Annotated in this window: 24 protein-coding genes; 13 read left to right on the forward strand and 11 right to left on the reverse strand. The window is 71.9% G+C overall.

Annotated elements, in window-relative coordinates:
- Positions 1-9: 9 nt before the first annotated feature.
- The 5 genes from ACIBF7_RS29080 to ACIBF7_RS29100 all read right to left on the reverse strand — a co-directional run bounded on the left by ACIBF7_RS29080 (position 10) and on the right by ACIBF7_RS29100 (position 4,133).
- A complete protein-coding gene (locus tag ACIBF7_RS29080; protein ID WP_397198598.1) occupies positions 10-654 on the reverse strand; it encodes a response regulator in 645 nt (214 codons plus the stop codon).
- Complete coding sequence (locus ACIBF7_RS29085) at positions 651-1,910, reverse strand: sensor histidine kinase (RefSeq protein ID WP_397198599.1); 1,260 nt, start codon at positions 1,908-1,910, stop codon at positions 651-653. The genes ACIBF7_RS29080 and ACIBF7_RS29085 overlap by 4 nt, the downstream gene beginning before the upstream one ends.
- 36 nt (positions 1,911-1,946) lie before the next feature.
- Positions 1,947-2,699 (reverse strand): ABC transporter permease, encoded by a 753-nt coding sequence (locus tag ACIBF7_RS29090; protein WP_397198600.1) that lies wholly within the window; start codon positions 2,697-2,699, stop codon positions 1,947-1,949.
- A 26-nt stretch (positions 2,700-2,725) separates the two neighbouring features.
- The gene (locus ACIBF7_RS29095) at positions 2,726-3,646 is read right to left on the reverse strand and encodes an ABC transporter ATP-binding protein (RefSeq protein WP_397198601.1); all 921 of its coding nucleotides are present in this window, start codon (positions 3,644-3,646) and stop codon (positions 2,726-2,728) included.
- Between the two features lie 154 nt (positions 3,647-3,800).
- Positions 3,801-4,133: a hypothetical protein gene (locus tag ACIBF7_RS29100; RefSeq protein WP_397198602.1), complete on the reverse strand. Its 333-nt coding sequence runs from the start codon at positions 4,131-4,133 to the stop codon at positions 3,801-3,803.
- Between the two features lie 115 nt (positions 4,134-4,248).
- On the opposite strand from ACIBF7_RS29100, the gene ACIBF7_RS29105 reads away from it, so the two are divergent.
- Entirely contained in the window at positions 4,249-4,902 is a 654-nt protein-coding gene (locus ACIBF7_RS29105; RefSeq protein WP_397198603.1) for a response regulator transcription factor, read from the forward strand.
- Positions 4,899-5,996, forward strand: a complete 1,098-nt coding sequence (locus tag ACIBF7_RS29110; RefSeq protein WP_397198604.1) for a sensor histidine kinase — start codon at positions 4,899-4,901, stop codon at positions 5,994-5,996. Before ACIBF7_RS29105 ends, ACIBF7_RS29110 begins: the two co-directional genes overlap by 4 nt.
- 9 nt (positions 5,997-6,005) lie before the next feature.
- Here ACIBF7_RS29110 and ACIBF7_RS29115 read toward each other — a convergent pair whose 3' ends face one another.
- The 3 genes from ACIBF7_RS29115 to ACIBF7_RS29125 form a co-directional block, all read right to left on the reverse strand.
- On the reverse strand, positions 6,006-6,359 hold the full coding sequence (locus ACIBF7_RS29115; protein WP_397198605.1) for an MmcQ/YjbR family DNA-binding protein: 354 nt from the start codon (positions 6,357-6,359) through the stop codon (positions 6,006-6,008).
- 5 nt (positions 6,360-6,364) lie between these two features.
- Positions 6,365-7,669 carry a M50 family metallopeptidase gene (locus ACIBF7_RS29120; RefSeq protein ID WP_397198606.1) on the reverse strand — a complete coding sequence of 435 codons (1,305 nt, stop codon included), beginning with the start codon at positions 7,667-7,669 and terminating at the stop codon, positions 6,365-6,367.
- Positions 7,670-7,766: 97 nt separating this feature from the next.
- Positions 7,767-8,879 (reverse strand): PP2C family protein-serine/threonine phosphatase, encoded by a 1,113-nt coding sequence (locus ACIBF7_RS29125; RefSeq protein ID WP_397198607.1) that lies wholly within the window; start codon positions 8,877-8,879, stop codon positions 7,767-7,769.
- A gap of 117 nt (positions 8,880-8,996) precedes the next feature.
- Between ACIBF7_RS29125 and ACIBF7_RS29130 the strand changes: the two genes are divergently transcribed.
- Both ACIBF7_RS29130 and ACIBF7_RS29135 read left to right on the forward strand, forming a co-directional pair.
- The gene (locus ACIBF7_RS29130) at positions 8,997-10,226 is read left to right on the forward strand and encodes a GNAT family N-acetyltransferase (protein WP_397198608.1); all 1,230 of its coding nucleotides are present in this window, start codon (positions 8,997-8,999) and stop codon (positions 10,224-10,226) included.
- Positions 10,227-10,240: 14 nt separating this feature from the next.
- Positions 10,241-10,387, forward strand: coding sequence for a hypothetical protein (locus ACIBF7_RS29135; RefSeq protein WP_187281010.1), 147 nt, complete (start codon positions 10,241-10,243; stop codon positions 10,385-10,387).
- On the opposite strand, the gene ACIBF7_RS29140 is transcribed toward ACIBF7_RS29135, so the two are convergent.
- Positions 10,384-10,854, reverse strand: a complete 471-nt coding sequence (locus tag ACIBF7_RS29140; protein ID WP_148029941.1) for a ribose-5-phosphate isomerase — start codon at positions 10,852-10,854, stop codon at positions 10,384-10,386. The genes ACIBF7_RS29135 and ACIBF7_RS29140 overlap by 4 nt on opposite strands.
- A 105-nt stretch (positions 10,855-10,959) precedes the next feature.
- On the opposite strand from ACIBF7_RS29140, the gene def reads away from it, so the two are divergent.
- Both def and ACIBF7_RS29150 read left to right on the forward strand, forming a co-directional pair.
- Positions 10,960-11,445, forward strand: a complete 486-nt coding sequence (gene def, locus ACIBF7_RS29145; protein WP_148029940.1) for a peptide deformylase — start codon at positions 10,960-10,962, stop codon at positions 11,443-11,445.
- Between the two features lie 9 nt (positions 11,446-11,454).
- Positions 11,455-12,183: an SDR family oxidoreductase gene (locus ACIBF7_RS29150; RefSeq protein ID WP_397198609.1), complete on the forward strand. Its 729-nt coding sequence runs from the start codon at positions 11,455-11,457 to the stop codon at positions 12,181-12,183.
- Between the two features lie 3 nt (positions 12,184-12,186).
- Here ACIBF7_RS29150 and ACIBF7_RS29155 read toward each other — a convergent pair whose 3' ends face one another.
- Both ACIBF7_RS29155 and ACIBF7_RS29160 read right to left on the reverse strand, forming a co-directional pair.
- A complete protein-coding gene (locus tag ACIBF7_RS29155) occupies positions 12,187-13,590 on the reverse strand; it encodes an aldehyde dehydrogenase family protein (RefSeq protein WP_397198610.1) in 1,404 nt (467 codons plus the stop codon).
- A 106-nt stretch (positions 13,591-13,696) separates the two neighbouring features.
- Positions 13,697-14,317 carry a DsbA family protein gene (locus tag ACIBF7_RS29160; protein WP_148029937.1) on the reverse strand — a complete coding sequence of 207 codons (621 nt, stop codon included), beginning with the start codon at positions 14,315-14,317 and terminating at the stop codon, positions 13,697-13,699.
- Positions 14,318-14,398: 81 nt separating this feature from the next.
- On the opposite strand from ACIBF7_RS29160, the gene pepN reads away from it, so the two are divergent.
- From pepN to ACIBF7_RS29195, 7 genes are all read left to right on the forward strand, one after another.
- Positions 14,399-16,927: an aminopeptidase N gene (pepN, locus tag ACIBF7_RS29165; RefSeq protein WP_397198611.1), complete on the forward strand. Its 2,529-nt coding sequence runs from the start codon at positions 14,399-14,401 to the stop codon at positions 16,925-16,927.
- A 300-nt stretch (positions 16,928-17,227) separates the two neighbouring features.
- Positions 17,228-18,451 (forward strand): ROK family protein, encoded by a 1,224-nt coding sequence (locus ACIBF7_RS29170; protein ID WP_397198612.1) that lies wholly within the window; start codon positions 17,228-17,230, stop codon positions 18,449-18,451.
- Positions 18,452-18,546: 95 nt separating this feature from the next.
- Positions 18,547-19,392, forward strand: a complete 846-nt coding sequence (locus tag ACIBF7_RS29175) for a carbohydrate ABC transporter permease (protein WP_397198613.1) — start codon at positions 18,547-18,549, stop codon at positions 19,390-19,392.
- Positions 19,385-20,191: a carbohydrate ABC transporter permease gene (locus ACIBF7_RS29180; RefSeq protein ID WP_148029934.1), complete on the forward strand. Its 807-nt coding sequence runs from the start codon at positions 19,385-19,387 to the stop codon at positions 20,189-20,191. Before ACIBF7_RS29175 ends, ACIBF7_RS29180 begins: the two co-directional genes overlap by 8 nt.
- A 12-nt stretch (positions 20,192-20,203) precedes the next feature.
- Positions 20,204-21,463, forward strand: a complete 1,260-nt coding sequence (locus tag ACIBF7_RS29185; protein WP_397198614.1) for an ABC transporter substrate-binding protein — start codon at positions 20,204-20,206, stop codon at positions 21,461-21,463.
- Positions 21,464-21,491: 28 nt separating this feature from the next.
- The gene (locus tag ACIBF7_RS29190; protein ID WP_397198615.1) at positions 21,492-22,589 is read left to right on the forward strand and encodes a glycoside hydrolase family 15 protein; all 1,098 of its coding nucleotides are present in this window, start codon (positions 21,492-21,494) and stop codon (positions 22,587-22,589) included.
- Complete coding sequence (locus ACIBF7_RS29195) at positions 22,586-24,796, forward strand: TIM-barrel domain-containing protein (protein WP_397198616.1); 2,211 nt, start codon at positions 22,586-22,588, stop codon at positions 24,794-24,796. Before ACIBF7_RS29190 ends, ACIBF7_RS29195 begins: the two co-directional genes overlap by 4 nt.
- Positions 24,797-24,894: the final 98 nt, after the last annotated feature.

The raw sequence follows: 24,894 nt of genomic DNA on the forward strand, positions 1-24,894 counted from the left end.
TCTCCAGCGTCATCGCGGGACGAGCAGCCCTCGGTGGAACGCCTCGGTGACGGCGGCGGCGCGGTCCCCCACGCCCAGCTTGGCGTAGATGTTCAGAAGGTGACTCTTGACCGTGGCCTCGGTGATGAACAGCCGGGCGGCCGCCTCACGGTTGGTGTTCCCGGCCGCCACGAGTTCGAGGACCTCGAGCTCACGACGGCTGAGCAGTTGCGGCGCGGGGGTCCTGACCCGGTTCATCAGCCGTGCCGCCACCGAGGGGGACAGCACGCTCTCGCCCTTGGCGGCGGCACGCGCGCCTCGCAGCAGCTCCTCCCGGGGAGAGTCCTTGAGCAGGTAGCCGGTCGCACCCGCCTCGATCGCCGGGAGGACATGGGTGTCGGTGTCGTAGGTCGTCAGGACCAGCACGCGCGCGGTGGCGCCCAGCCTGGTCAGCTCGTTGATCGCGGTCAACCCGTCCATGCCCGGCATGCGCAGGTCCATCAGGATCACGTCGGGCCGGAGCTCCTGGGCGAGCCGTACGGCCGCGGCGCCGTCCGCCGCTTCGCCCAGCACCTCGAATCCCGGCGCGGAGGCGAACATGCTGCTCAGCCCGTCCCTGACGACGGGATGGTCGTCCGCGATCAACAACCGGACCGTGGCCGCGTGATCGGTCATGCGTGGCTCCCGGCCGGCAGGGTGGGGACGCAGGCCGAGATCCCGGTGCCGGCTCCGGGCTCGGACTCGATCCGCAGCGTGCCGGACAGTCCTTCGACGCGCTGACGCATGATGGTCAGGCCGAATCCGCCGCCGCGGGGCGGCGGTGACCCGCCGTCCGTGTCGAGACCCGCGGGGTCGAAGCCCCTGCCGTCGTCACGTACGTCCAGCGCGACCTCGTGGTCCAGGTAGGACAGGGTCACGCCGACCCTGGTCGCGTGCGCGTGCTTGGCCACGTTGGCCAGTGCCTCCTGGGCCGTGCGCAGCAGCGCGAACTCGGCCTCCGGTGTCATCGGCAGCGCCGTGCCGGTCGTCGTGACCTGAACGGCGAGCCCGTGCAGCCTCGACCACCGGCCGGCGACGTCGGCGAGGGCGTCGCTCAGGCGCGCGGTCCGCAGCGGCTCGGGCCGGAGCGCGTCGACCGAGCGCCGCGCCTCGGCCAGGCTCTCCCTCGCCAGGTTCTTGACGGCGTCGAAGGGCCGGCGCCACGGCGCCGGGACCTCGTGCATCTGCTCGGCCGCCTGGAGCTGCGCGATGATGCCGGTGAGCCCCTGCGCCAGGGTGTCATGGATCTCGCGGGCCATCCGCCGGCGCTCGTCGAGCACGCCCGCCTCCCTCGCCTGGGCGAGCAGCTGGGCGTGCAGGCCGGCGTTCTCGGCGAGCGACGCCTCCAGCAGCCGGTTCGTCCGGCTCAGCTCTCCGAGGGTCTGCTCGCGCCGCTCCTCCTCCTTCTCGGCGAGCCACAGGCCCCAGGCGCAGGCGCACATCATGGCGATGTTGAAGGCGATGACGATCACGTGCAGCGTCAGGCCGAGCGCGTCGGTCTTGGGGATGTTGGACGCCTGCGCCGTACCGGCCAGGACCGCCGTGGCGGCCACCCCCAGCAGCCGCCACGGCCAGCGCAGGACCGTGAAGGAGTAGATGTAGGCGGCGGGGGTGAAGAGCCCGAAGAGGGGGTGACGGATCACCAGGACCGCGGTGATCACGAGCAGCCCCGCGACGAACGCCCCCATGCTCCGTGGCCGGCCCCACCAGCCGGGACGCAGGGTGAACATGCCGAGCATCCACGCGGCGGCCAGGGCGCACAGGCCGAGGTCGACGAGCAAGGAGCCGCCCGCCCAGTCCTCCACGACCAGCAGGATCGCGACGAGGAGCGCCAGCAGCGCGTAGGGCACCACGTTGACCAGAAGGAACGGCGGCTGTGGCGAAGTCTTCAAGGCTCCCTCTCCCTTACGGGATTCTATTCCGGGCGGCTATTCCCAGCGGAACCAGCGGATCGCGACGGACGCGCACACCACCGTGTAGGCCGCCAGGGTCAGCAGCGGCACGGCCGACGGGAAGTGACCCTGGTACGCGTCCTGGAACGCCCCCATGCCGGCGCCGAGCGGGGTGTAGTGGGCGATGTCCCGCAGCAGCGGCGGCATCTGCGAGATCGGCACCCACAGTCCGGCGAAGAACATCATCGGGAAGAACAGCACCGTGCCGATCGCCGTGGCCGGGCCCCGCCCGGGCGCGAGCGCGGTGATCAGCAGGCCGATCGCGAGCAGCGCGGCCGCCGCGAGCAGCCAGGCGAGGGCGAAACCGGGAAGGTGCTCCGGCAGTCCGACGCCGAAGCCGAACCCGGCCACCGCGAGGAACAGGACCATCGCGACGACCGCGATGGCGAAGTTGGCCACGAGCTGGGCGGCTAACACGCGGGCCGGGCCGACCGGCGTGGTCCGCATGCGCCGCAGCACGCCGTTCTCCCGGTATCCCGCGAGCGTGGTCGGCAGGGAGGCCGTGGCCAGGATGGCCAGATTGAACAGAACCAGAACAGGGACGTAGAGGTCGAAGTACGTCAGACCGCCGCCACCCTCCACGGGCGTCCGCAGATCGGAGACGCTGCCGAGGATGACCAGCAGGATCAGCGGGAAACCGATGCCCCACAGGGGGCCGACCTTGTCCCGGACGCACAACGTGCTCTCGGCCTTGATGAGCCGCCAGGTCGCGCCCTGAGATGCTGCCATGGGTATGAGGGCCTCTCTGTGATGTGTTACCGGGGGCCGGGTTCGGGACGCCTGCCGGTCAGCCGGACGAACGCGTCCTCCAGGCTGGCCTGCTCGACGCGCAGTTGATGGGCCACGATCTGGTTGCGGGCCAGCACGGTGGTGACGGCGTTGAGCGCGTTGTCGTTGCCGTTGACGATGACCAGCTCTCCCCGGCGGGTGACGCCGGAGACGTCGGGCAGGCTCGTCAGCAGGCGGTCGTCCATCGGCCTGGACGGGCGGAACTGGATCCGCTGCCCGGCGCACGCCCGCTCGGTCAGACCGGCCGGGGTGTCCACCATGACGACGCGGCCGGCGTCGATCAGCGCGAGCCGGTCGCACAGCCGCTCGGCCTCCTCCATGAAGTGGGTGACCAGCACGATCGTCACCCCGCGAGAGCGCACGCCCTCGATCAGGTCCCAGGTGTCGCGCCGGGCCTGCGGGTCGAGACCGGTGGTGAGCTCGTCGAGGATCGCCACCCGAGGGCTGCCGACGAGCGCCAGCGCGATCGAGAGCCGTTGTTTCTGGCCGCCGGACAGCTTGGCGTACCTGGTCTTCGCCTTGTCCGCCAGGCCGAGGCCGTCCAGCAGCTCGCGCCAGTCGGCGGGCTCGGGATAGAAGGAGCTGTAGAGCTCCAGGGCCTCGGCGACCTGGAGCCGCTCGGGGAGGTGGCCGGCCTGCAACTGGACGCCGAGCCGCCGGGTCAGCTCGGCGCGGTCCCTGAGGGGGTCCAGCCCGAGCACCTTGATCTCACCGCGATCCGGGGTGCGGAGGCCCTCGACGCACTCCACGGTCGTCGTCTTGCCGGCGCCGTTCGGGCCGAGGATCCCGAAGATCTCACCCTCCTGGATGGTGAGCGAGACGTCGTCGACCGCGATCTTGTCGTCATAGCGTTTGTGGAGGTCGCGTACCTCGATCACTGGTGACATGCGCGCGTCCCTTCGGTGGTTGGCGCATTCAGCCTGCTACGACCGGCACGTCCGCCGACACCGACCAGGAGACGGGACCTAGCCGCCGGACGGTGGAGGCGGCGATCCACCGATCGGTGGATCGCCGCCCGGACGTAGCCCAGTGCCCTGCAGGTCAGGACGGGACCGGCGGCGCTGTCGGCGCTGTCGGCGCTGCCGGCGCGCTCGGCAACCGGGAACCCGCGGGCAGCAGTGACTCGCACGCTTCGACCGCCGCCCCGTACTTCCCGGACAGGACGTCGACGCGCTCACCCTTGATGTCGAGGTTGACCAGACCGTCCGAGGAGAGCGCGACCTCGGGGAAGCCGGGCAGCCCGTGAGCGCGCATGCAGGCGGTGAACTGCTCGCCGTCCCTGACGGGCTCCTCTTCCGAGCCGGCCGTCCAGCCCAAGCCGGCGGCGAGGACGACGGCGGCCAGGACGAACCTGCTGATCTTCGAGCCGAACATGATGTCTCCGTTTCGGTCGGCCGTGTGTGCCTCCAGAAAAGCGGCGGGCCGGTTACAGGGCCGGAACGGTGACGGTTACCCCGCTGTAACCGGCGATGGGGGCATTCTGGGGATCATGAGGGTGTTGGTGGTCGAAGACCATGAGGAGCTGGCCCTGACGGTCGCGGCGGGGCTGCGCCGCGAGGGCATGGCCGTCGATGTGGTCCTGGACGGCCGGAGCGCGCTCGACCGCACCTCGGTGACCCGTTACGACGTGATCGTGCTCGACCGGGATCTGCCCGGCCTCCACGGTGACGAGGTGTGCGGGTCGCTGGCCGGCACCGGCTATCCGGCGCGGGTGCTGATGCTCACCGCCGCCGGGACGATCGACGACAGGGTGACGGGGCTCGGCGCGGGCGCCGACGACTACCTGCCCAAGCCGTTCGCCTTCGCCGAGCTGGTCGCCCGGATCCGAGCGCTGGCCAGGCGGTCGCACCGCGCTCTCCCGCCGGTGCTCGTCCACGGCGACCTGCGGCTCGACCCGTCCACCCGGATCGCCGTCCGCGACGGGCGCCGGCTGCCGCTGAGTCCCAAGGAGTTCGCCGTCCTGGAACTGCTGCTGACCGCCGGGGGCGCGGTGGTCTCCGCCGAGGAGTTGCTGGAGCGCGGCTGGGACGAGTTCGCCGACCCGTTCACCCACACCGTGAAGGTCACGATCAGCCGGCTGCGCCGCAAGCTCGGCGATCCGCCGCTGATCGAGACGGTCCCGCAGGCGGGATATCGCATATGAGGCGGACCGTACGGCTTCGCCTGACCTTGCTTTACGGGGGTCTGTTCGCGCTGGCCGGGGTCGTGCTGGTCGCGCTCATCTACCTGCTGGTCCAGTACTCGCCCTTCCCTGGACCGCCCGCCGCGCCGGCGCCGCCCGGCGGGTTCGACGTGTCCGTCCGGACGCCCACGGTGGAGCGGGCGGCGGACCCGCTCCGGCTGCTGGTCAACTCCCTGATCGCGCTGGCCTTCATGACGTGCGCGGCGATGGTGCTCGGCTGGCTCATGGCCGGGCGGGTGCTGCGGCCGCTGGGCGAGATGACGGACACCGTCCGGCGCATCACGGCTGACCGGCTCGACCGGCGGCTGGCCGCCTCCGGGCCCGACGACGAGCTGAAAAGGCTGGCCGACACCTTCGACGCGCTGCTGGACCGGCTGGAGGCGGCCTTCACCGCGCAGCGGCGGTTCGTCGCCAACGCCTCCCACGAGCTGCGCACGCCGCTGACGCTGCAGCGGGCCATGGCCGAGGTCGCGCTCGCCGACCCGGAGGCCGACGCCCGGGCTCTGCGGGCCGTGCTGGAACGCGTCGTCGCCGCGGGGAAGCACCAGGAACGGCTCATCGAGGCCCTGCTCGTGCTGGCCCGCAGTCAACAGGGGCTGCACCACCGCCGCCCCCTCGACCTGGCCGCGATCACCGGACAGGCACTCGGCCGATACGAGGACTCGGAGATCCGCGTCGAATCCTCCCTCCGCCCGGCGCCCGCCTCCGGTGACCCCGCCCTGATCGAGCGCCTGGTCACGAATCTGCTGGACAACGCGGTGCGCTACAACGTGCCCGATGGGTGGATCGCGGTGGAGACGGCCGGGCGTTCCGGCCGCTCCGTCCTCCGGATCTCCAACAGCGGCCCGCTGATCCCGCCCGAACGGGCGCACCTGCTCACGCGGCCCTTCCAGCGCCTGGAGACCGGCAGGAAGGCCGGCGGCGACGGATCGGGGCTCGGGTTGTCGATCGTGGCCGCCGTCGTCGAGGCCCACCGCGGCACGCTGGAGGTCCGGCCGCTTCCGGACGGCGGGCTCGACGTGACCGTCACCTTGGTGACACCTGGCCGAGCATGAGGGCCGCCGTCAGGGCAGGCGGGCGAGGAGCGACTTGGGCGCCGTCTGCCGGTAGGCGTCGGTGACGAGTTCGGCGATCTCGTCCCAGTCGACGCCCTCGACGTCCAGGTAGACGCCCAGCCAGCCGCGGTGTCCCACGTACGGCGGGCGGAAGAAGCGTGCCGGGTCGTGCGCCATCAGCTCCTCCTGGGCGCCGGGCGGGGCCGCGCACCAGAAGGCCAGCCGGTCGTCGTGGTGGTGGTCGGCGTACATGACGAACGTCTTCTTGCCGCGCACGAACCAGGTGGGCTCGCCGTGGCTGAGCCGCTCGGTGACCTCGGGCAGGGCCAGGCAGACCGCGCGCAGCCGCTCCAGGGGGTCCATGCGGGTCAGCCGGTGAGGCGCAGCGGGTTGATCAGGTCGGCGTAGACGAGCAGCCCGGCCATGACGATCATGACGATGGCCAGCGCGTACGTCAGCGGCAGCACCTTGGCGATGTCGACGTAGGACGGCTCGGGGCGGCGCAGGATGCGCGCCCAGGCGCGCTTGAGGCCCTCCCACAGCCCGCCGGCGATGTGGCCGCCGTCGAGCGGCAGCAACGGGATCAGGTTGAACATGCCGATCGCCAGGTTGAAGCCGGCCAGCAGGTTGACGAAGACGAACAGCTTCTGCACGCCGGTCAGGTCGGAGGCGAGGATCTCGCCGCCCATGCGGCCCGCGCCGACGACGCCCACCGGGCCCTCGGGATCGCGTTCGGCCCCGGAGAACGCGGCGTCCCAGACGCCGACCATCTTCTCCGGCAGGTTGACCAGCGAGACCGCGACGCGGCCGGTCAGTTCGGCCATGTAGGGGAACACCGCGCCGAAGCTCTGCTGCTGCATGACCTTGGTCGGCAGCACGCCGAGGAAGCCGACGTTCTTCTCGATCACGTCGGGCTCGCCGGGCTTGGGCCGGTCCTGGGCGATGAGCGTGGTCTGCAGCGTCATGGGCCGGCCGTCGCGGATGATGGCCAGCTCGGCGGGGCCGGCGCCGTGGGAGCGGATGACCCGGGTGGCGTCCTCCCACGTCTCGATCTTGTGGCCGTCGAGGGCGACGAGCTTGTCACCGGCCTTGAGCCCGGCCTGGGAGGCAGGTGTGGGCTGGTCGCCGGGGCGGCACTCGGTGCGGTGCTCGCTGATCGGGATGACGCAGGTGTTGGTGTCGGGCGAGACCACCGGCGCGTAGGTGGGCACGCCGATGCCGACCAGCAGGAGGGCGTAGAGGATGAAGGCCAGCACGAAGTTCATCGCGGGGCCGCCGGACATGACGATGACCTTCTGCCACCACTTCTTGCGGTAGAAGACGCGGTTCTCGTCGCCGGGCCTGACCTCCTCCAGGGCCACTTCCCTGGCCTGCTCGATCAGGGCCTGGAACGGCCCGGTGGAGCCGCCGCGCAGCTTGCCGGGATCCTCGCCCGGCTTGGGCGGCAGCATGCCGATCATCCGGATGTAGCCGCCGAGCGGGATCCACTTGACGCCGTACTCGGTCTCGCCCTTGCGGCGGGACCACATCGTGGGCCCGAAGCCGACCATGTACTGGGTCACCTTGATGCCGAAGAGCTTGGCGGGCACCAGGTGGCCGATCTCGTGCAACCCGATGGACGCCATCAGCCCGATGAAGAAGATGGCGATCCCCAGGAGGAAGAGCCAGTCCATATACGCGCGCTCCAGACCGGACGATTCGACGTCCCAAGCGTAGTCGAACTCGACGGGCGCGGACGCTTACGTGACATACGAGGTATGCGAAGGACGGCTACGGGCGCCAGATCAGCACCAGCGCGCAGTCGTCGCTGTGGCCCGAGGCCATGGCGTTGACCAGGGCGCGCGCCCCGTCGCGGAACCCGGAGGGCAGCAGCCGCTCGGCCTCGCCGAGCAGCCGGTCGAGCCCGGCGTCGATGTCGCGCCCCGGCTGCTCGATCAGGCCGTCGGTGTAGAGCAGCAGCGCGTCGCCCTTGTGGAGGGTGCCGGTCTCGGGCTCGCAGTGGAGGTCGGGCACCACGCCGAGGACCACGCCCTTGGCGGAGGCGACCTCCCAGTTGCCGGTGCCGGCGTCGAACTTCACGACCGGCGGGTGGCCGGCGGAGGTGATGGTGTAGTCGCCGGTGGCCAGGTCGAGCCGGACGTGCACGGCGGTGACGAACCCCTCGTCGCCGCGCTGGCGGTGGAGGTAGGCGTTGCAGGCGGGCAGGAAGTCGTCGACGGAGCCGAGCAGCCCGCCGAACGTGCCCGACAGCAGCAGCGCTCTGGTGCCGGCGTCGACGCCCTTGCCCGAGACGTCGACCAGCGCGATGTCGACCCGGTCGCCGTCGCGCATGGACACCAGGAAGTCGCCGCCGAAGGAGGAGCCGCCGGCCTGCTTGAGCACGACCTTGCCGCCCCAGTCCTTGGGCAGCGGGGGCAGCTCGCCCTGGCTCTTGAGCCGGTCGCGCAGCTCCAGCAGCATGGCGTCGCCGCGCAGCCCCTGGACGCCGAGCTTGCCTCGGGTGCGGGCCATGAGCAGCGCCAGCACGGCGGTGAACCCGATCGTCACGGCGAGGCCGACGCCGACCCTGCCCGGGCCGAGCGTGACGGCGATGTAGCCCAGCGAGACGGCCACCGCGACCAGCAGCGTGACCAGGCTGCGCACCCGCAGCTGCAGGCCGCCGACCAGGGTGACGAGGATGAGCAGCGAGGGCGAGAACCACTCGGTGGACACCTGGGCCGCGAGCAGCCCGACGACGAGCGTGACCACGGTCAGCGCGACCAGCAGGTTGCGGTCCCTGGCCGCCCCGCGCCTGAGGAACCGGACGAGCTGCACCAGGAACGGCACCCGCACCAGGATCGCGCGGAGCCGTGGCGGGATCAGCGGCGCCGGTCGGGTACTCATGATGCGCTCGACTGTATCGGTCCGGCTCGCGTTTGGGCAGCCGACTTGACCAGAGCCTTGATCGTTTACCAGGGATATTCGGTGGCCCCGGCGAGGGCTCGCTCGTACCGTGGACGGATGACGTATCCGATCCGTCCGATCGCCGAGAGCGAATGGCCGGCGTTCGCCGGCGTGCTCTCCGAGGGCTTCAACTGGACGCCGCATCCGCGGCAGACCGAGCGGTGGAAGGCGCAGACGGAGTTCGACCGCACGCTCGCCGTCTTCGACGGTGACACGATGGTGGCCTCCACGTCGGTGCACAGCTTCACCATGACGGTGCCGGGCGGGCGGCTTCCCGTCGCGGGCGTGACGGCCGTCGTCGTGCTCTCCTCGCATCGCCGCCGCGGCATCCTGTCGTCGCTGATGCGCAGGCAGCTCGCCGACGTGCGCGAGCGCGGCGAGCCGGTGGCGGCGCTGTACGCGTCCGAGGCGCCGATCTACGGGCGGTTCGGTTACGGGCGCGCGGCGGGGCAGATGTCGTTCACGATCGCCAGGCATGGCGCGGCGTTCGTCCCCGGCGCCCCGGTGGACGCGTCGCTGCGGCTGCGGGTGGTCAAGCCGGCCGAGGTCCGCGGCGAGTACGAGCGGCTGTTCGGCTCCGTCGCCGGCTCGCGGCCCGGCCTGTACGACCGGAACGCGGCGTTCTGGGACGCCATCCTGGCCGACGAGGAGTTCGACCAGAACGGCGCGGGCCCGCTGCGGTCGCTGCTGGCCGAGGACGACGACGGGGTGCGCGGTTACGCGCTGTTCCGGATCAAGAGCGGCTGGGACGGCGACGGCATGCCCGACGGCGAGGTGCGGTTGCAGGAGCTGTTCGCCGCCGATCCGGCCGCGTACGCGCTGCTGTGGCGCGGGGTGCTCGACCGTGACCTGGTGACGCGGATCGTGGCCCACGCCAGGCCGGTGGACGACCCGCTGTTCGCGCTGATGGCCAACCCCCGCCAGCTCCGCCCCAGCTGGTCGGACGAGCTGTGGGTACGCCTCGTGGAGGTCGACAGGGCGCTGGAGTCGCGCGCCTACGCGGCGCCGGTGGATCTGGTGCTGGAGGTCGCCGACGAGGTGTGCCCGTGGAACGCGGGCCGCCGGCGCCTGCGCGCCGACACCGCGGGGGCGGAGTGCAAGCGGGTGGACGAGGAGCCGGACGTCACGCTGGACGTGGCGGCGCTGGGCTCGGCCTACCTCGGCGACGGCGATCTGGGCGCGCTGCACGCGGCCGGGCTGCTGGGCGAGCGGACGCCCGGCGCGGTGCGGGCGCTGGCGACGGCCATGGCCTGGCAGCCGAAGCCGTTCGCCGGTCTCGTCTTCTGACGTACAGTCGCCGTATGGCCCTGCAGAGCTTGCAGATCACCGCGATCACGGCGATGCGCGCGCGTGACGTGTCGCGCCCGTCGAAAGAACAGCAGGAGACCGCCGACCGGCGGCCCCTGCGTGACGAGACGCCCAGGCGCGAGGGCAAACGGCGGGGTTAGCCCGGGAGCGAGGGCAGCTGCCCTATGGTCTCGTAGGCCTCGACCTGGGCGATGCGGCGGCTGTGGCGCTCGCTGCCGGAGAACGCGGTGGTGAGGAAGACCTCGACGAACCTCGTCGCGTCCTCGGTGGAGTGCATGCGCGCGCCGATGGAGACGACGTTGGCGTTGTTGTGCTCGCGGGCCAGGGAGGCGGTCTCCTCGCTCCAGGCCAGCGCGGCCCGGATGCCGCGCACCTTGTTGGCGGCCATCTGCTCGCCGTTGCCGGAGCCGCCGATGACCACGCCGAGGCTGCCGGGGTCGCCCGCGACGCCCTCGGCGGCGCGCAGGCAGAAGACGGGATAGTCGTCCTCGGCGTCGTAGACGAAGGGACCGCAGTCGGTCACCTCGTGACCGTGGTCCTTCAGCCACGACGCCAGGTGGTTCTTCAGCTCATAGCCGGCATGGTCGGCACCGATGTAGACACGCACCTGACCAGTCTTCCACAGCGGGGCCGAGGCGGCTCCGACCGCGGCCCCGATCGCTAGAGTAAGGAACTCCTATGGCCACTGGTCCTTACTGAGAGGGGAGCCTCCATGCGCGAGATCCGCGTGCTCGGCGATCCGGTCCTGCGCACGCCCGCCGAGCCCGTCGGGAGCTTCGACCGCGAGCTGCGCCGGCTGATCGACGAGATGTTCGAGGCGATGTACGCGGTCGGCGGGGTGGGCCTGGCGGGCCCGCAGATCGGGGTCGCGCGGCGGCTGTTCGTCTACGACATCAGCGGGCGCAAGGGCCACGTGGTCAACCCGGTGCTGACCGTCGACGACCCGGCGGAGGTCGTCGACGAGGAGGGCTGCCTGTCGGTGCCCGACCGGCGGACGAAGCTGCCGGCCTACGCGCCGGTGGCCCGCGCCGCGGGGGTGACGGTCGCGGGCGTCGACCGGCTGGAGCGGCCCGTACGGATCAGCGCGCGCGGCTCGCTGGCCCGCTGCTTCCAGCACGAGACCGACCACCTCGACGGCCGGCTGTTCGTGGACCGGCTGCCGAAGAACGACGCGCGCGAGATCATGCTCCGAACCTAGGGTGGGCGCATGACTGTGCTTTCCGGGAAGGGCGCGCTGGTGACCGGGGGCTCGCGCGGCATCGGCAGAGCCGTGGTGGAGCGGCTGACGTCCGACGGGGCCGAGGTGGTCTTCAGCTACCGGCAGGGCGCGGCGGCCGCCGAGCGGGTCGCCCAGGAGACGGGCGCCCTCGCCGTGCGCTGCGACCAGGGCAGCGAGGACGACCTCGCCCGGCTGCTCGCCACGGCCGAGGACCGGCTGCCGGGCGTCGACATCCTGGTCAACAACGCCGCCGAGACCGGGCCGGCGCTGATCGCCGACGTGACGCCGGAGTTGTACGAGCGGATGTTCGCGGTCAACACCCGGGCCGTCTTCCTGGCCGTCCAGTGGGCGGGCAGGGTGATGCGCGACGGCGGCCGGATCATCAACGTCTCGACGCTCAACACCGAGGTCCCCGCGCCCGCCATCGCGCTCTACGCCGCCACCAAGGCCGCCGTGGAGCAGTTCGCCAAGGTGGCGGCGCGGGAGCTGGGCGGGCGCGGCATCACGGCCAACAACGTGCTGCCGGGCGCGACCGACACCGACATGCTGCGCGCCGCCAACCCGCCGGAGGCGCTGGAGCGGGCGCCGGAGTTCACCGCGCTGCGACGGCTGGGCACGCCCGGCGACGTGGCGGCCGTGGTGGCGTTCCTGGCCGGCCCCGACGGGCGATGGATCACCGGGCAGAGCATCCGGGCCACCGGCGGGATGATGCTGTAGCGGCTAGAGCTGCAGCGCCTTGATCTCGAAGAACTCCTCCAGGCCGTACTCCCCCAGCTCGCGGCCGACGCCGGAGCGCTTGTAGCCGCCGAAGGGGGCCATCGGGTTGAAGTTGCCGCCGTTGACGGCGACCTGCCCGGTGCGCAGCCTGCGCGCCACCGCGACGGCGCGCTCCTCGGTGGCCGCCCACACCGCCCCCGCGAGCCCGTACGGGGTGCCGTTGGCGATCTCGACGGCCTGGTCCTCGGTGGTGTAGGGGATGATCGACAGCACCGGGCCGAAGATCTCCTCCTGCTCGATCACCATGCCGGGCTCGACCCCGGCGAAGACGGTCGGCTCGACGTAGTAGCCGCGCGGCAGCGGCCGGTCGGTGCCGCCGGCCACGAGCCTGGCGCCCTCCTCCTGGCCGCGGTTGATGTAGCGGACCACCCGGTCGCGCTGCGCCGCCGACACCAGCGGGCCGACCCTGGTCGTCTCGTCGAACGGGTCGCCGACGGTGTACTTGGCGGTCGCCTCGACGGCCAGGCGGACGGCCTCGTCGTAGCGGTCGCGGTGCACGATCATGCGGGTCAGCGCCGAGCAGGTCTGGCCGGCGTTGATGAAGCAGTTGGCGACGCCCACCTTGACGGCCGCGCCGAGGTCGGCGTCGGGCAGGATGACGTTCGCGGACTTGCCGCCGAGCTCCAGCGCGACCCGCTTGACGCCGTCGGAGGCCAGGGCGGCGACCCGCCGTCCGGCGACGGTGGAGCCGGTGAAGGAGACCAGGTCGACGTCGGGGTGGCCGGCCATGGCCTCGCCGACGACCGGGCCGCGCCCGCTGACCAGGTTGAACACCCCGGCGGGCAGGCCCACCTCGTGAAAGATCTCGGCCAGCGCGTACGCGGCCAGCGGCGCCACCTCGCTGGGCTTGAGCACGACCGTGCAGCCGGCGGCGAGCGCGGGGGCCACCTTGGCGACGATCTGGTGCAGCGGGTAGTTCCACGGCGTGATCGCGGCCACCACGCCCACCGGCTCCTTGACCACCAGCGAGTTGCCGACGCGGGTCTCGAGCGGATGGCTGTCGGCCAGCTGGGCGTAGGAGGCCAGCACCCCGGCGGGCATGAGCGTCTGCACCTTCAGCGCGAACCCGAGCGGCGAGCCCATGTCGGTGGCGATCGTCCTGGCCACCTCGTCGGCCCGCTGCTTCAGCAGCTCGGCGGCGGCGGCCAGCAGCTTGCCCCGCTCGGCGGGCGGCATGGCCGACCAGCCGGGGAAGGCGCGCCGCGCGGCCGCCACCGCGGCCTGGACGTCGGCCGGCGCACCCGCCGGCACCCGGTCGATGATCTCCTCGGTGGCCGGATTGACGACATCGATGGCCTCTCCCGAGGCGGAGGCGGCCCACGAACCGCCGATGTATAGCTGACGCATAGCTTCATCCTGGCGTGCCGCGGGTCACATTGCGAGACCGCGGCTCACCACGGAGTGAGCTGTATCAACCGGCTTGTCACGTTCTCCTACCGAGTGGAGTCGAAAATCAGTCGAAGCGGGGCTCGCTCGTACGGGAGCGCTTGAGCTCGAAGAACTCGTCGAAGCCGGTGACGAGCAGGACGCCGTCCCACATGCGTCCGGCGTCCTCGCCGCGCGGGATGGAGGTGATGACGGGGCCGAAGAACGCGTTGTCGCCGACGCGGATGACGGGCGTGCCGACCTCCTGGCCGACGAGGCCGATGCCCTCGTCGTGGGAGCGGCGCACGGCCTCGTCGTGTTCGGTGGAGTCCATGGCGTCGGCGAGGGCGGTGTCGAGGCCGGCGGCGGCGAGGGCGTCCTGGACCGTGTCGCGCAGGTCGCCGAGGCGCCTGATCGCGCGCTGGTTGTGGAAGCGGGTGCCGAGCTCGGTGTAGAGGGGGCCGACGACGTGGTCGCCGTACTTGGCGGCGGCCGCGGCCACCACCCGGACCGGGCCGATGGCGCGGACGATCTGCTCGCGGTAGGCCTCGGGGACGTCCTTGCCCTCGTTGAGCACGTTGAGGCTCATGATGTGCCAGCGCGGCTCGATGGGGCGAACCTTCTCCACTTCGAGAAGCCATCGTGACGTCACCCAGGCGAACGGGCAGAAAGGATCGAACCACAAATCCACAGGAGTCTTCTCGCTCATGTGGGCCATAACCTGGGGAGGCTCGAATCCTATTCCAGGGATCCGGCTGACCCCGACGAAGTGGTTGAAAAGGAGCGCAACTTGGCAGGCAACCTGACCCGGGACGAGGCACGCGAGCGGGCCCGCCTGTTGAAGGTCGAATCTTACGCGGTGGCGCTCGACCTGACAGCGGGCGAGGAGCGCTTCGACAGCGTGACCACGGTGCGTTTCGCCTGTACCAGGCCGGGCGCCGACACGTTCATCGACCTGCACGGCGCGCGCGTGCGCAAGGTGACGCTCAACGGCGCGGACCTCGACGTGTCCGCCTACGACGCCGACCAGGGCCGCTTCCCGCTGCCCTCGCTGGCCGAGTCCAACGAGCTGGTCGTCGACGCCGACTGCGTCTACATGCGCACCGGCGAGGGCCTGCACCGTTTCGTCGACCCGGTCGACCAGAAGGTCTACCTGCACAGCCAGTTCGAGACGGCCGACGCCCACCGCATGTACGCCTGCTTCGACCAGCCGGACCTCAAGGCGGCCTTCCAGCTGACGGTGCTCGCGCCGGGCGACTGGGAGGTGGTCTCCAACGCGGCGGCCTCCGCCGTGGACGAGCAGGGCGCCACCAAGCGGTGGACGTTCCCGCCCACACCGGTGATGTCCACCTACATCACCGCCCTGGTGGCCGGGCCTTACCACAAGGTGACGTCCGAGCACGACGGCATCCCGCTGGGCGTCTACTGCCGGGCCTCGCTGGCCGAGCACCTCGACGCGGACAACATCCTGGAGGTCACCCGCCAGGGGTTCGACTTCTTCCACAAGGTGTTCGGGGTCCGCTACCCGTTCGGCAAGTACGACCAGCTGTTCGTGCCGGAGTTCAACGCGGGCGCGATGGAGAACGCGGGCTGCGTGACGTTCCTGGAGGACTACGTCTTCCGCTCCCGGGTCACCGACGCGGTGGTGGAGCGGCGCGCCGAGACGATCCTGCACGAGATGGCCCACATGTGGTTCGGCGACCTGGTCACCATGCGCTGGTGGGACGACCTGTGGCTGAACGAGTCGTTCGCCACCTACATGTCCGTGCTCGCCCAGGCCGAGGCCACCCGGTGGGGCAAGGGCGCGTGGACCACGTTCGCGAACGTCGAGAAGGCCTGGGCCTACCGGCAGGACCAGCTCCCGTCCACCCATCCGATCGCCGCCGACATCCCCGACATGCAGGCGGTCGAGGTCAACTTCGACGGCATCACCTACGCCAAGGGCGCCTCGGTGCTCAAGCAGCTCGTCGCCTACGTCGGGCTGGACAACTTCCTGGCGGGCGTGCGCGACTACTTCAACGAGCACGCCTGGGGCAACACCGAGCTGAAGGACCTGCTCACCGCCCTGGAGCGGACCTCGGGGCGTGACCTGTCCGCGTGGTCGAAGGAGTGGCTGGAGACCGCCTGGGTCAACACGCTGCGGCCGTCGTTCGAGATAGCCGACGGCAGGTTCACCCGGTTCGAGGTGCTCCAGGAGGCGCCGGCCGACTACCCGACGCTGCGCTCCCACCGGGTCGCGATCGGCCTCTACTCGCTGGCCGGCGGGGAGCTGACCCGGACCAAGCGGGTCGAGCTGGACGTGGTGGGCGCCCGCACCGTCGTGGCCGAGCTGGCCGGCGAGGAGCAGCCCGACCTCGTGCTGATCAACGACGACGATCTCACGTACGCGAAGATCCGGCTGGACGAGCGGTCGCTGCGCACGCTCGTCGACGGCGGCATCGCGACGTTCACCGAGTCGCTGCCGCGGGCGCTGTGCTGGTCGGCGGCGTGGGACATGACGCGCGACGGCGAGATGTCCACCCGCGACTACGTCAAGCTGGTGGCCTCCGGCGTGGGCACGGTCAAGGACCTGACCGTGCTCCAGACCGTGCTGCGGCAGGCGCGGCAGGCCGTCCAGCAGTACGCCGACCCGGCGTGGCGGCCCGAGGGGATGGCGCTGCTGGCCCGCGAGCTGCGCGCGCTGCTGGCGGCGGCCGAGCCCGGCTCCGACCACCAGCTCGCCTACCTGCAGGCGTTCGCGCCCGTCGCGACCTCGGCCGAGGACCTGGCCGTGCTGCGGGCCATCCTCGACGGCACCGACGTGCCCGACGGGCTGAGCGTCGACGCCGACCTGCGCTGGACCCTCACCTCCGCGCTGGTCAGCGGCGGCGAGCTGGGCGCGGACGACATCGAGGCCGAGCTGCGGCGCGACCCGACGGCCACCGGCGAGCGGTCGGCGGCGCTGTGCCGGGCAATCGTCCCCACGGCCGAGGCCAAGGCCGCGGCGTGGGAGCGGATCGTCGGCGGCGAGCTGCCCAACCACATCGCCCGCACCACGATCACCGGGTTCCAGGACCCGCACCACCCTGAGCTCCTGGCGCCCTACCGGGAGAAGTACTTCGCCGAGGTGGGGCGGATCTACCGGGAGTGGACGTTCGACCAGGCCTCCACGTTCGCGGTCGGGTGCTTCCCGTCGCTGCTGATCGAGGAGGAGACGGTCCGGGCGGCGCAGGCGTACCTGGACGCGGAGCGGCCGCCGCAGGCGCTGCGCCGGCTCATCCTGGAGGGCGCCGACGGCGTGAGCCGCGCGCTGCGCAACCGCGCGCGCGACGCGGCCTAGCGATCCTCCGTAACGGCCCTCTCCCCCATCGGGAGGGGGCCGTCACACGTACGCCCAGCCGCTCCCGGGGAGGGGCTGGGGCTCACATGTCCCCGCCCCTTTCCCCGCTAGGAGAGGGGCGGGGCGACCGCCACACATCCCGCCCCTTCCCTGCTGGGAGAGGGCTAGGCCGATCGCTACTCACATGTCCCGCCCCTCTCCCTGATGGGAGAGGGGCTTTCGTGTTTCCGGGGGTTGACAGGGGTGTTGCGCGGGGCTCATATTTTCAGCACTAACTTTATTGCTGAAGAAAGTGAGCTCATGGCCGGTAGCGACCGCGGAGATCTCACCCGTACGGCGATCCTCGCCCTGCTCGGCACCGTGGGGCCGCTCAGCCGCAGCGAGATCGCCCGCGAGCTGGACGTCAGCCCGGCGACCGTCACGCAGCTGACGCGCGAGCTGATGGGGCACGGCATGGTCGAGGAGCTCGACCTCAAGCCGTCGCGCGGCGGACGGCCCGCCCAGCGGCTGGGGCTCGTCGGCGGCGCCGGGCACGCGCTGGGCGTGAAGGTGACCGCCGACCACCTCGTGCTCGTGGACGTGCGGCTGGACGGCGAGGTGCTCGGGTCGTGGGTGCGGCCGTTCGACCCCGGCGCGGCCGACGCGCCCGGCGACCTGGCGGACGCCATCGAGTCGGTGCTGTCGGCGATCACCGACGGGCCGCCGCTGCTGGGGGTGGGCGTCGGGGTGCCCGGCGGGGTGGACGACCAGGGCGTGGGCACGGTCAACGCGCCCACGCTGGGATGGCAGGCCATGCCCGTCGGGGAGCGGCTGCGGCGGCGGCTCAACCTGCCGGTGCTGGTGGAGAACGACGTGAACGCGCTGGCGGCGGCCCAGCGGCTGTACGGCAGGGGGCGTACGCACCGGGACTTCCTCGTCCTGACCATCGGGCGCGGGGTCGGCGCGGCGATCGTGGCCGACGGGCGGGTGTACCGGGGGGCGCGCGGCGGCGCGGGCGAGTTCGGCCACCTGTGCGTGGACCCGCGGGGGCCGGCGTGCGGGTGCGGGGCCCGCGGGTGCCTGGAGGCGTTCGTGGGGTCCGCGGGGCTGCTGGCGGCGGCCCGCTCACGGTCAGGTGACGCGCCGGCCCCGGACGGCGTGGCGGATCCGCTGGGGGCCGTGGCCGCGCTGGGCCGGGCGGCCGTGGGCGGTGACCCGGTGGCGTGCGAGGTGTTCGCCGAGGCCGGGGAGATCCTGGGACGGGCCACCGCCGGGCTGGTCAACGTGGTGGATCCGGAGGTCGTGGTGGTGCTCGGCGAGGGCACCGCCGACTGGCCGTTCTGGCAGGTGGGGTTCGACCGGGCGCTGCGGGCCCAGCTCTACCCGGGGCGGCGGGACATCTCGGTCGAGGTCGAGAGCTGGGACGAGACGAGCTGGGCGCAGGGGGCGGCGGCGCTGGTGCTGGCGACCCCGTTCGACGCGGCGGGGGCGGCCGGTGAGCAGGGCCGCCTGGTCCGCGCCCGCCTGATCGGGACGACCCCTTGACCCCCCAGGCTCCTCCGGCGCCGGCCGCTCCCCGCACGGCTCCCGCCCCAGGTGGTGAGGCGAAGGCGCGGCGGCGGTGGCGGTACGCCGCGACCGTGGCCGTGTTCCTGCTGCCCAGCCTGGTCCCGCTGACGCTCTACACGCTGGTGCCGATGGTCGCGTCGCTGTGGACGAGCCTGCACGAGTGGGACCTGATCACCGAGATGCGCTGGGTCGGCCTGGACAACTACGCCGAGCTGCTGGGCGACCCGGGGACGAGGGCGGCGTTCGGCCACACGCTGTACTTCATCGCGGGCTACCTGCCGCTCGTCTACGCGGGCGGTCTCGGCCTGGCGCTGCTGCTCAACAGGGCCATGCCCGCCAGGAGCCTGCTGCGCGGCGTCTACTTCCTGCCGGTGATCACGAGCTGGGTCGTGGTCGCGCTGATGTGGAAGTGGCTGCTCAACCCGGCCTCCGGCATCGTCAACTGGGTGCTCGGGCTGATCGGGGTCAGCGGGCCCGGCTGGTGGACCGACCCGGACTGGGCGATGCCGTCGATCATCCTCGCCTCGGCCTGGAAGGACCTGGGCTTCGTGATGATCATCCTGCTGGCGGGCCTGCAGGCGATCCCCCGCGAGTACCAGGAGGCCGCCATGGTCGACGGGGCGGGGGCGGTGCGCCGGTTCCGGCACATCACGCTGCCGCTGCTGTCGCCCTCGACGTTCTTCGTCGTGGTGATCTCGCTGATCAACGGCTTCCAGGTGTTCGACCAGGTGCAGATCATGACCGGCGGCGGGCCCGGCGGGGCGACGCAGGTGGTGGTGTCGCAGATCTACGACCTGACGTTCCGGTACGGGCGCGCGGGGGCGGCCTCGGCGCTGTCGTGGCTGCTGTTCGCGCTCGTCCTGCTGGTGACGATCGTGCAGATCCGCGGCCAGAGGCGGTGGGTGACCTATGGGTAAGGCGCTGCGTCACCTGGTGGTCGGGCTGGGCGCGGTGGTGATGCTGTTCCCGTTCGCGTGGGCGGTGATCACCTCGCTCACGCCCGGCGACGCCGTGCTGGCCGTGCCGCCCGACCTCACCCCCGAAGGGGCGAGCCTGGACGCGTACGGGAAGCTGCTGGAGACGCTGCCGTTCTGGCGGATCGTGGCCAACAGCGCGTGGATCGGCGCCGCGTCCACGACGATGCAGCTGGTCACCAGCGCGATGGCCGCCTACGCGTTCGCGCGGCTGCCGTTCCCCGGCCGGGGCGCGCTGTTCGCCGTCTATCTCGCGACGCTGATGATGCCGCTGCCCGTGCTGGTGGTGCCGCTCTTCATCGAGATGCGGATGTTCAACCTGGTCGACACCTACTTCGCGCTGCTGGCGCCGACGATCGCCTCGGCTTTCGGGGTGTTCCTGCTGCGGCAGGCGATCAATCAGGTGCCGAAGGAGTTCGACGAGGCCGCCGTCCTCGACGGCGCCGGACATTTCAGGATTTTTCTGTACGTGGTGCTCCCGCTGATCAGGCCGGCCCTCGCGACCTTCGCCATCTTCGGCTTCATGGCCAGCTGGAACAGCTACCTGTGGCCGCTGATCATCATCCGCTCCCCCGAGTTCATGACGCTCCCGCTGGGCCTGGCCACGCTGCACGGCCAGTTCACCACCGAGTGGGACGTCGTCATGGCGGGCTCGGTGATCAGCGTCGTCCCGATCCTCATCCTCTACGTCTTCGCACAGAAACACGTGATCGCCAGCGTCGCGCAAAGCGGGCTCAAGTAAAGGAATCCCCCCATGCTCAGTAGAACCAAGGTCGCCGCCCTCCTCGCGACCGCGCTGCTCGCCTCCGCCTGCTCCCAGGGCTCGGCCACCCGGGCCCCCGCCGCCGGGGACGGCAGGACGACGCTGCGGTACTTCACGTTCTCGGCGGCGCCGGACCACGTGAAGGACCTGGACGCCATCGTGGCCGCGTTCGAGAAGGAGAACCCGAAGGTCGACGTGGTGGTGGAGACCGCGCCGTTCGACGAGTACTTCACCAAGCTGCAGACCAGCATCGCGGGCGGCACCGCGCCCGACACCTTCGAGCTGAACTACGAGAACTTCGTCACGTACGCGAGCGCCGGGTCGCTGCTCGATCTCGGCACGGTCGCGGGCGACGGCGACACCTCGGTGTACGCCGGGGAGTCGCTCGCCGCCTTCCAGCGCGACGGCAAGCAGTACGCGCTGCCGGCCTCGTTCTCGACCGTGGTGCTCTTCTACAACAAGGACCTGTTCGAGGCCGCCGGGGTCGAACCGCCCACGAGCGACTGGACGTGGGCCGACGAGAAGGCGGCCGCGGCCAAGCTGACGGACCGGAAGAAGGGCGTGTTCGGCGACTTCCAGCCGGTGCAGTTCTTCGAGTTCTACAAGACGCTCAAGCAGGCGGGCGGCGAGTTCCTGTCGGCGGACGGCAAGAAGGCAGCGTTCGACAGCCCCGAGGGCGCGCGGGCGGCCGAGTGGCTGGTGTCCAAGGTGGGCGAGGTCATGCCGACCGAGGCCGAGATCGGCGGCACCGCCGACTACGACACGAACCTGTTCAAGTCCGGCAAGCTCGCCATGTGGCACAACGGCATCTGGCAGTTCGCGGGCATGAAGGACGCGCCGTTCCAGTGGGACGTGGTCGTCGAACCCGGTGACAAGGCCAAGGCCAGCGCCGTCTTCCACAACGCGGTCGCGGTCTCGGCCGGCGCCAAGGCGGGCAAGGAGGCGTACGCCTGGGCAAGGTTCCTGTCGTCGTCCGACGTCGCGGCGCGGACCCGTATCAAGAGCTCGTGGGAGCTCCCGCCGGTGTCCGACCAGCAGCTCCTGTCCGGCTACCTGCAGGACCCGGTGCCGGCCAACCGGCAGGCGGTGTTCGACTCGCTGGAGTCGATCGCGCTGCCGCCGGTCATCGAGCGCCAGCAGGAGATGCAGGACGCGGTGACCAAGGAGCTGACCGAGGCCGCGTCCGGCCGCAAGTCCGTGGCGGACGCGCTCAAGGCGGCCGCCGCCGAGGTCGACGCCCTGCTCGGCTGAACCACTCAACATCCAGGAGACAGATCCCGTGACGCTCGTGTCGCACAGCCTCGACCTCATCCGCCGGCTGCAGGCTCCCACCGGGGCCTACCCGGCCTCGCCCACCTTCTCCGCCTACCGGGGCTACTCCTGGCTGCGCGACGGCGCGTTCATCGCCGAAGGGGTGAGCAGGCACGGGGACGCGTCCGGCGCGGACGCCTTCCACGCGTGGTGCGCCCGCGTGGTGGGCGACCGGGCCGGGCAGGTGGACGCCCTGGTCTCCCGCGCCGCCCGGGGTGAGACCGTCTCGCCGGCGGAGATGCTGCCGACCCGGTTCACGCTGGAGGGGGCTGACGGGACCGAGGAGTGGTGGGACTTCCAGCTCGACGGGTACGGGACGTGGCTGTGGGCGCTGCTGGAGCACGCGCGCAGGCACGGGCGGACGGTGGCGGGGACCGACAAGGGGGTGCGGGCGGCGGCCCGCTACCTGACGGCGTTCTGGCACCTGCCCTGTTACGACTGGTGGGAGGAGCACCTCGACCGGCGGCACGTCGCCACCCTGGGCTCGGTGCACGCGGGCCTGCGCGCGGCGATCGGCCTGGGCGTGCTGAGCCGGCCGGAGACGGAGGCGGCCGAGGGTGCGGTGGCGGGCATCGCCGCCCTGGTCGCCGCCGAAGGCGTCACCCGGCCGGTGGACGGTCGCCCGCATCTCACCAAGTGGCTCGGCACGGACGCCGTGGACGCCAGTCTGCTGGCGTGCGTGACGCCGTTCGGGCTGTACGGGGCCGACGACCCGGTGGGCGCGGGCACCGTGGCCGAGGTGGAGCGGCGGCTCGCCAGGGACGGCGGGGTGTACCGCTACCTGGACGACACCTTCTACGGCGGCGGCCGGTGGGTGCTGCTGGCCGGGTTCCTCGGCTGGAACCACGCGCGGGCCGGGCGGCCCGGGGAGGCGCGGCGGTATCTGCGGTGGATGGAGGCGCAGGCCACCCCCGCGGGCGACCTGCCGGAGCAGGTGTCCGACCTGCTGCTCGATCCCGGACGGCGGCAGGAGTGGCTGGACCGCTGGGGGCCGGTGGCGACGCCGCTGCTCTGGTCGCACGGCATGTACCTGATCCTCGCGGACGAGCTGGAGGTGGGGGCATGATCCGGCACCACCCCTTCGGGTCCGGGCACCCGTACGCGGAGACCGAGGACCAGCGCGTCCCGGCGCGGCCCCTGGACGGCGAGCCGGTGGAGCTGCGCGTCCGGGCGGCGCCCGGGGTGACGTCGGTGGTGTGCGAGTGGGTGACGGACGGCGGCCCGCCCGTGGAGCTCCCGCTCACCCGAGCCGGGTCCCCCGGGGCGGAGGCGTCCGGCGGGGACGGCGGGCATCTGGCGGCGGCGCAGGCGCGGGCGACGAGGGCCGCCGCCGGTGCGTGGGCCGTCAGGACTCCCGTGCTCGAAGCGGGCCGCCGGTACTCCTACCGGTTCCGGGCCGCCGACGGGCGGGGCGGGATCCGTACCGGCAGGTGGTTCCACGTGACGGCGGCGCGGTGGTCCGGCGGCGGCGGGAAGCTGGTCGTGCGCGGACGGGACCGGGTGGTGCCGGGGAGCGTGCGGTGGCTGGCCGATGGGGACGGCCCGCTGCGGGTCAGGTTCGCGCTGGAGCTCGGCCGGGAGGCGCACGTGGTCGGGTTCGGGGAGCGGTTCGACGCGGTGGACCAGCGCGGGCGCACGCTCGACGCGGTCGTGTTCGAGCAGTACAAGAGCCAGGGCGCGCACGGCAGGACGTATCTGCCGATGCCGTTCGCCCTGGTGGTGGACACCGGGGCCACCTGGGGGTTCCGGATCGACACCTCGCGCAGGACCTGGTACGACGTCGGCGCGTCCGAGAGCGACCGGATCGCGGTCGAGGCCGAGGTGGGGCCGGACGGCGAGGTGGCGGTCGACCTGTACGACGAGGGGACGCCGGCCGGCGTGCTGCGGCGGTTCCTGGACGACGTGGGGAGGGCTGAGGAGCTGCCCGCGTGGGTGTTCAGGCTGTGGGCCAGCGGCAACGAGTGGAACACCCAGGCCAGGGTGATGGCCGAGATGGACCGGCACCGCGAGCACGGCGTCCCGGTCGGCGCGGTGGTGATCGAGGCGTGGAGCGACGAGACCACGTTCACCGCCTTCCGAGGCGCGGAGTACGAACCGTCCGAGGAGCCGCACCGGCTGGCCGACTACACCTTCCCGGCGGACGGCCCGTGGCCGGACCCCAAGGGCATGGTGGACGAGCTGCACCAGCGCGGGATCAAGGTGCTGCTCTGGCAGATCCCGCTGCAGAAGACGCGCCCGCACCCGAGGCACCAGGCCGCCGTGGACGCCCGTCAACTCGTGGAGCGCGGCTACGGGGTCAAGGAGGCCGACGGCCGGCCGTACCGGAACCGGGGCTGGTGGTTCCCGCTGGCGCTGATGCCGGACCTGTCGTCGCGTGAGGTGCGCGACTGGTGGACGGCCAAGCGCGCCTACCTGGTGGCGGAGGTCGGCGTCGACGGGTTCAAGACCGACGGCGGCGAGCACGCGTGGGGCCACGACCTGCGCTACGCCGACGGCCGCCGGGGCGCGGACGGCAACAACCTGTTCCCCGTCCACTACGCGCGCGCGTTCGGTGACCTGCTGCGGCGGCACGGGAAGGCGCCGGTGACGTTCAGCCGGGCCGGGTTCGCGGGTTCGCAGCCGCACGGCGCCTACTGGGCGGGGGACGAGGACTCGACCTGGGAGGCGTTCCGGGCCTCGATCAGGGCCGGGATCACCGCCTCGGCCTGCGGGGTCGTGTACTGGGGCTGGGATCTGGCCGGGTTCTCCGGTGACGTGCCGGGCGCGGAGCTGTATCTGCGGGCGGCGGGCGCGGCCGCGTTCATGCCGATCATGCAGTACCACTCCGAGTTCAACCACCACCGCGAGCCGCTCCGGGACCGCACGCCGTGGAACGTCGCGGAGCGGACCGGCGACGAGCGGGTGGTCCCGGTCTTCAGGCGGCTCGCCGAGCTGCGCGAACGGCTGGTGCCCTACCTGGCCGAGCAGGCCGGGCGGGCGCTGGACGGGCCGCCGCTGATGCGCGGGCTGTTCTTCGACCACCCGGACGACCCGGCCGTCTGGCGGTATCCGCTGCAGTTCAAGCTGGGCGACGCGCTGCTGGTCGCCCCGGTGACCGATCCCGATGTCTCGGAGATGCCGGTCTACCTGCCCGGGGGCGACTGGGTGGACGTCTGGACCGGCCGCCCGCTGCGCGGCGGCCGCGAGGTCGTGCTGCCCGCCCCGCTCGACCGCCCCCCGGTGGTCTGCACGGCGGCGCACTGGCCCGGTCTGTCCCCCGTTTTCACGACCTGAGCCGACGACCCGTGGCAGGACCGCTCCTGCCTCGGGAAACGGTGGTGTGACGACCGGATCGTTCCGAGCGCGGGCACCTCCGAGCCGGTGTTAGCGTG

This window comes from Nonomuraea sp. NPDC050478 (assembly GCF_044458265.1).
GTDB classification, from domain to species: Bacteria; Actinomycetota; Actinomycetes; order Streptosporangiales; family Streptosporangiaceae; genus Nonomuraea; species Nonomuraea ferruginea.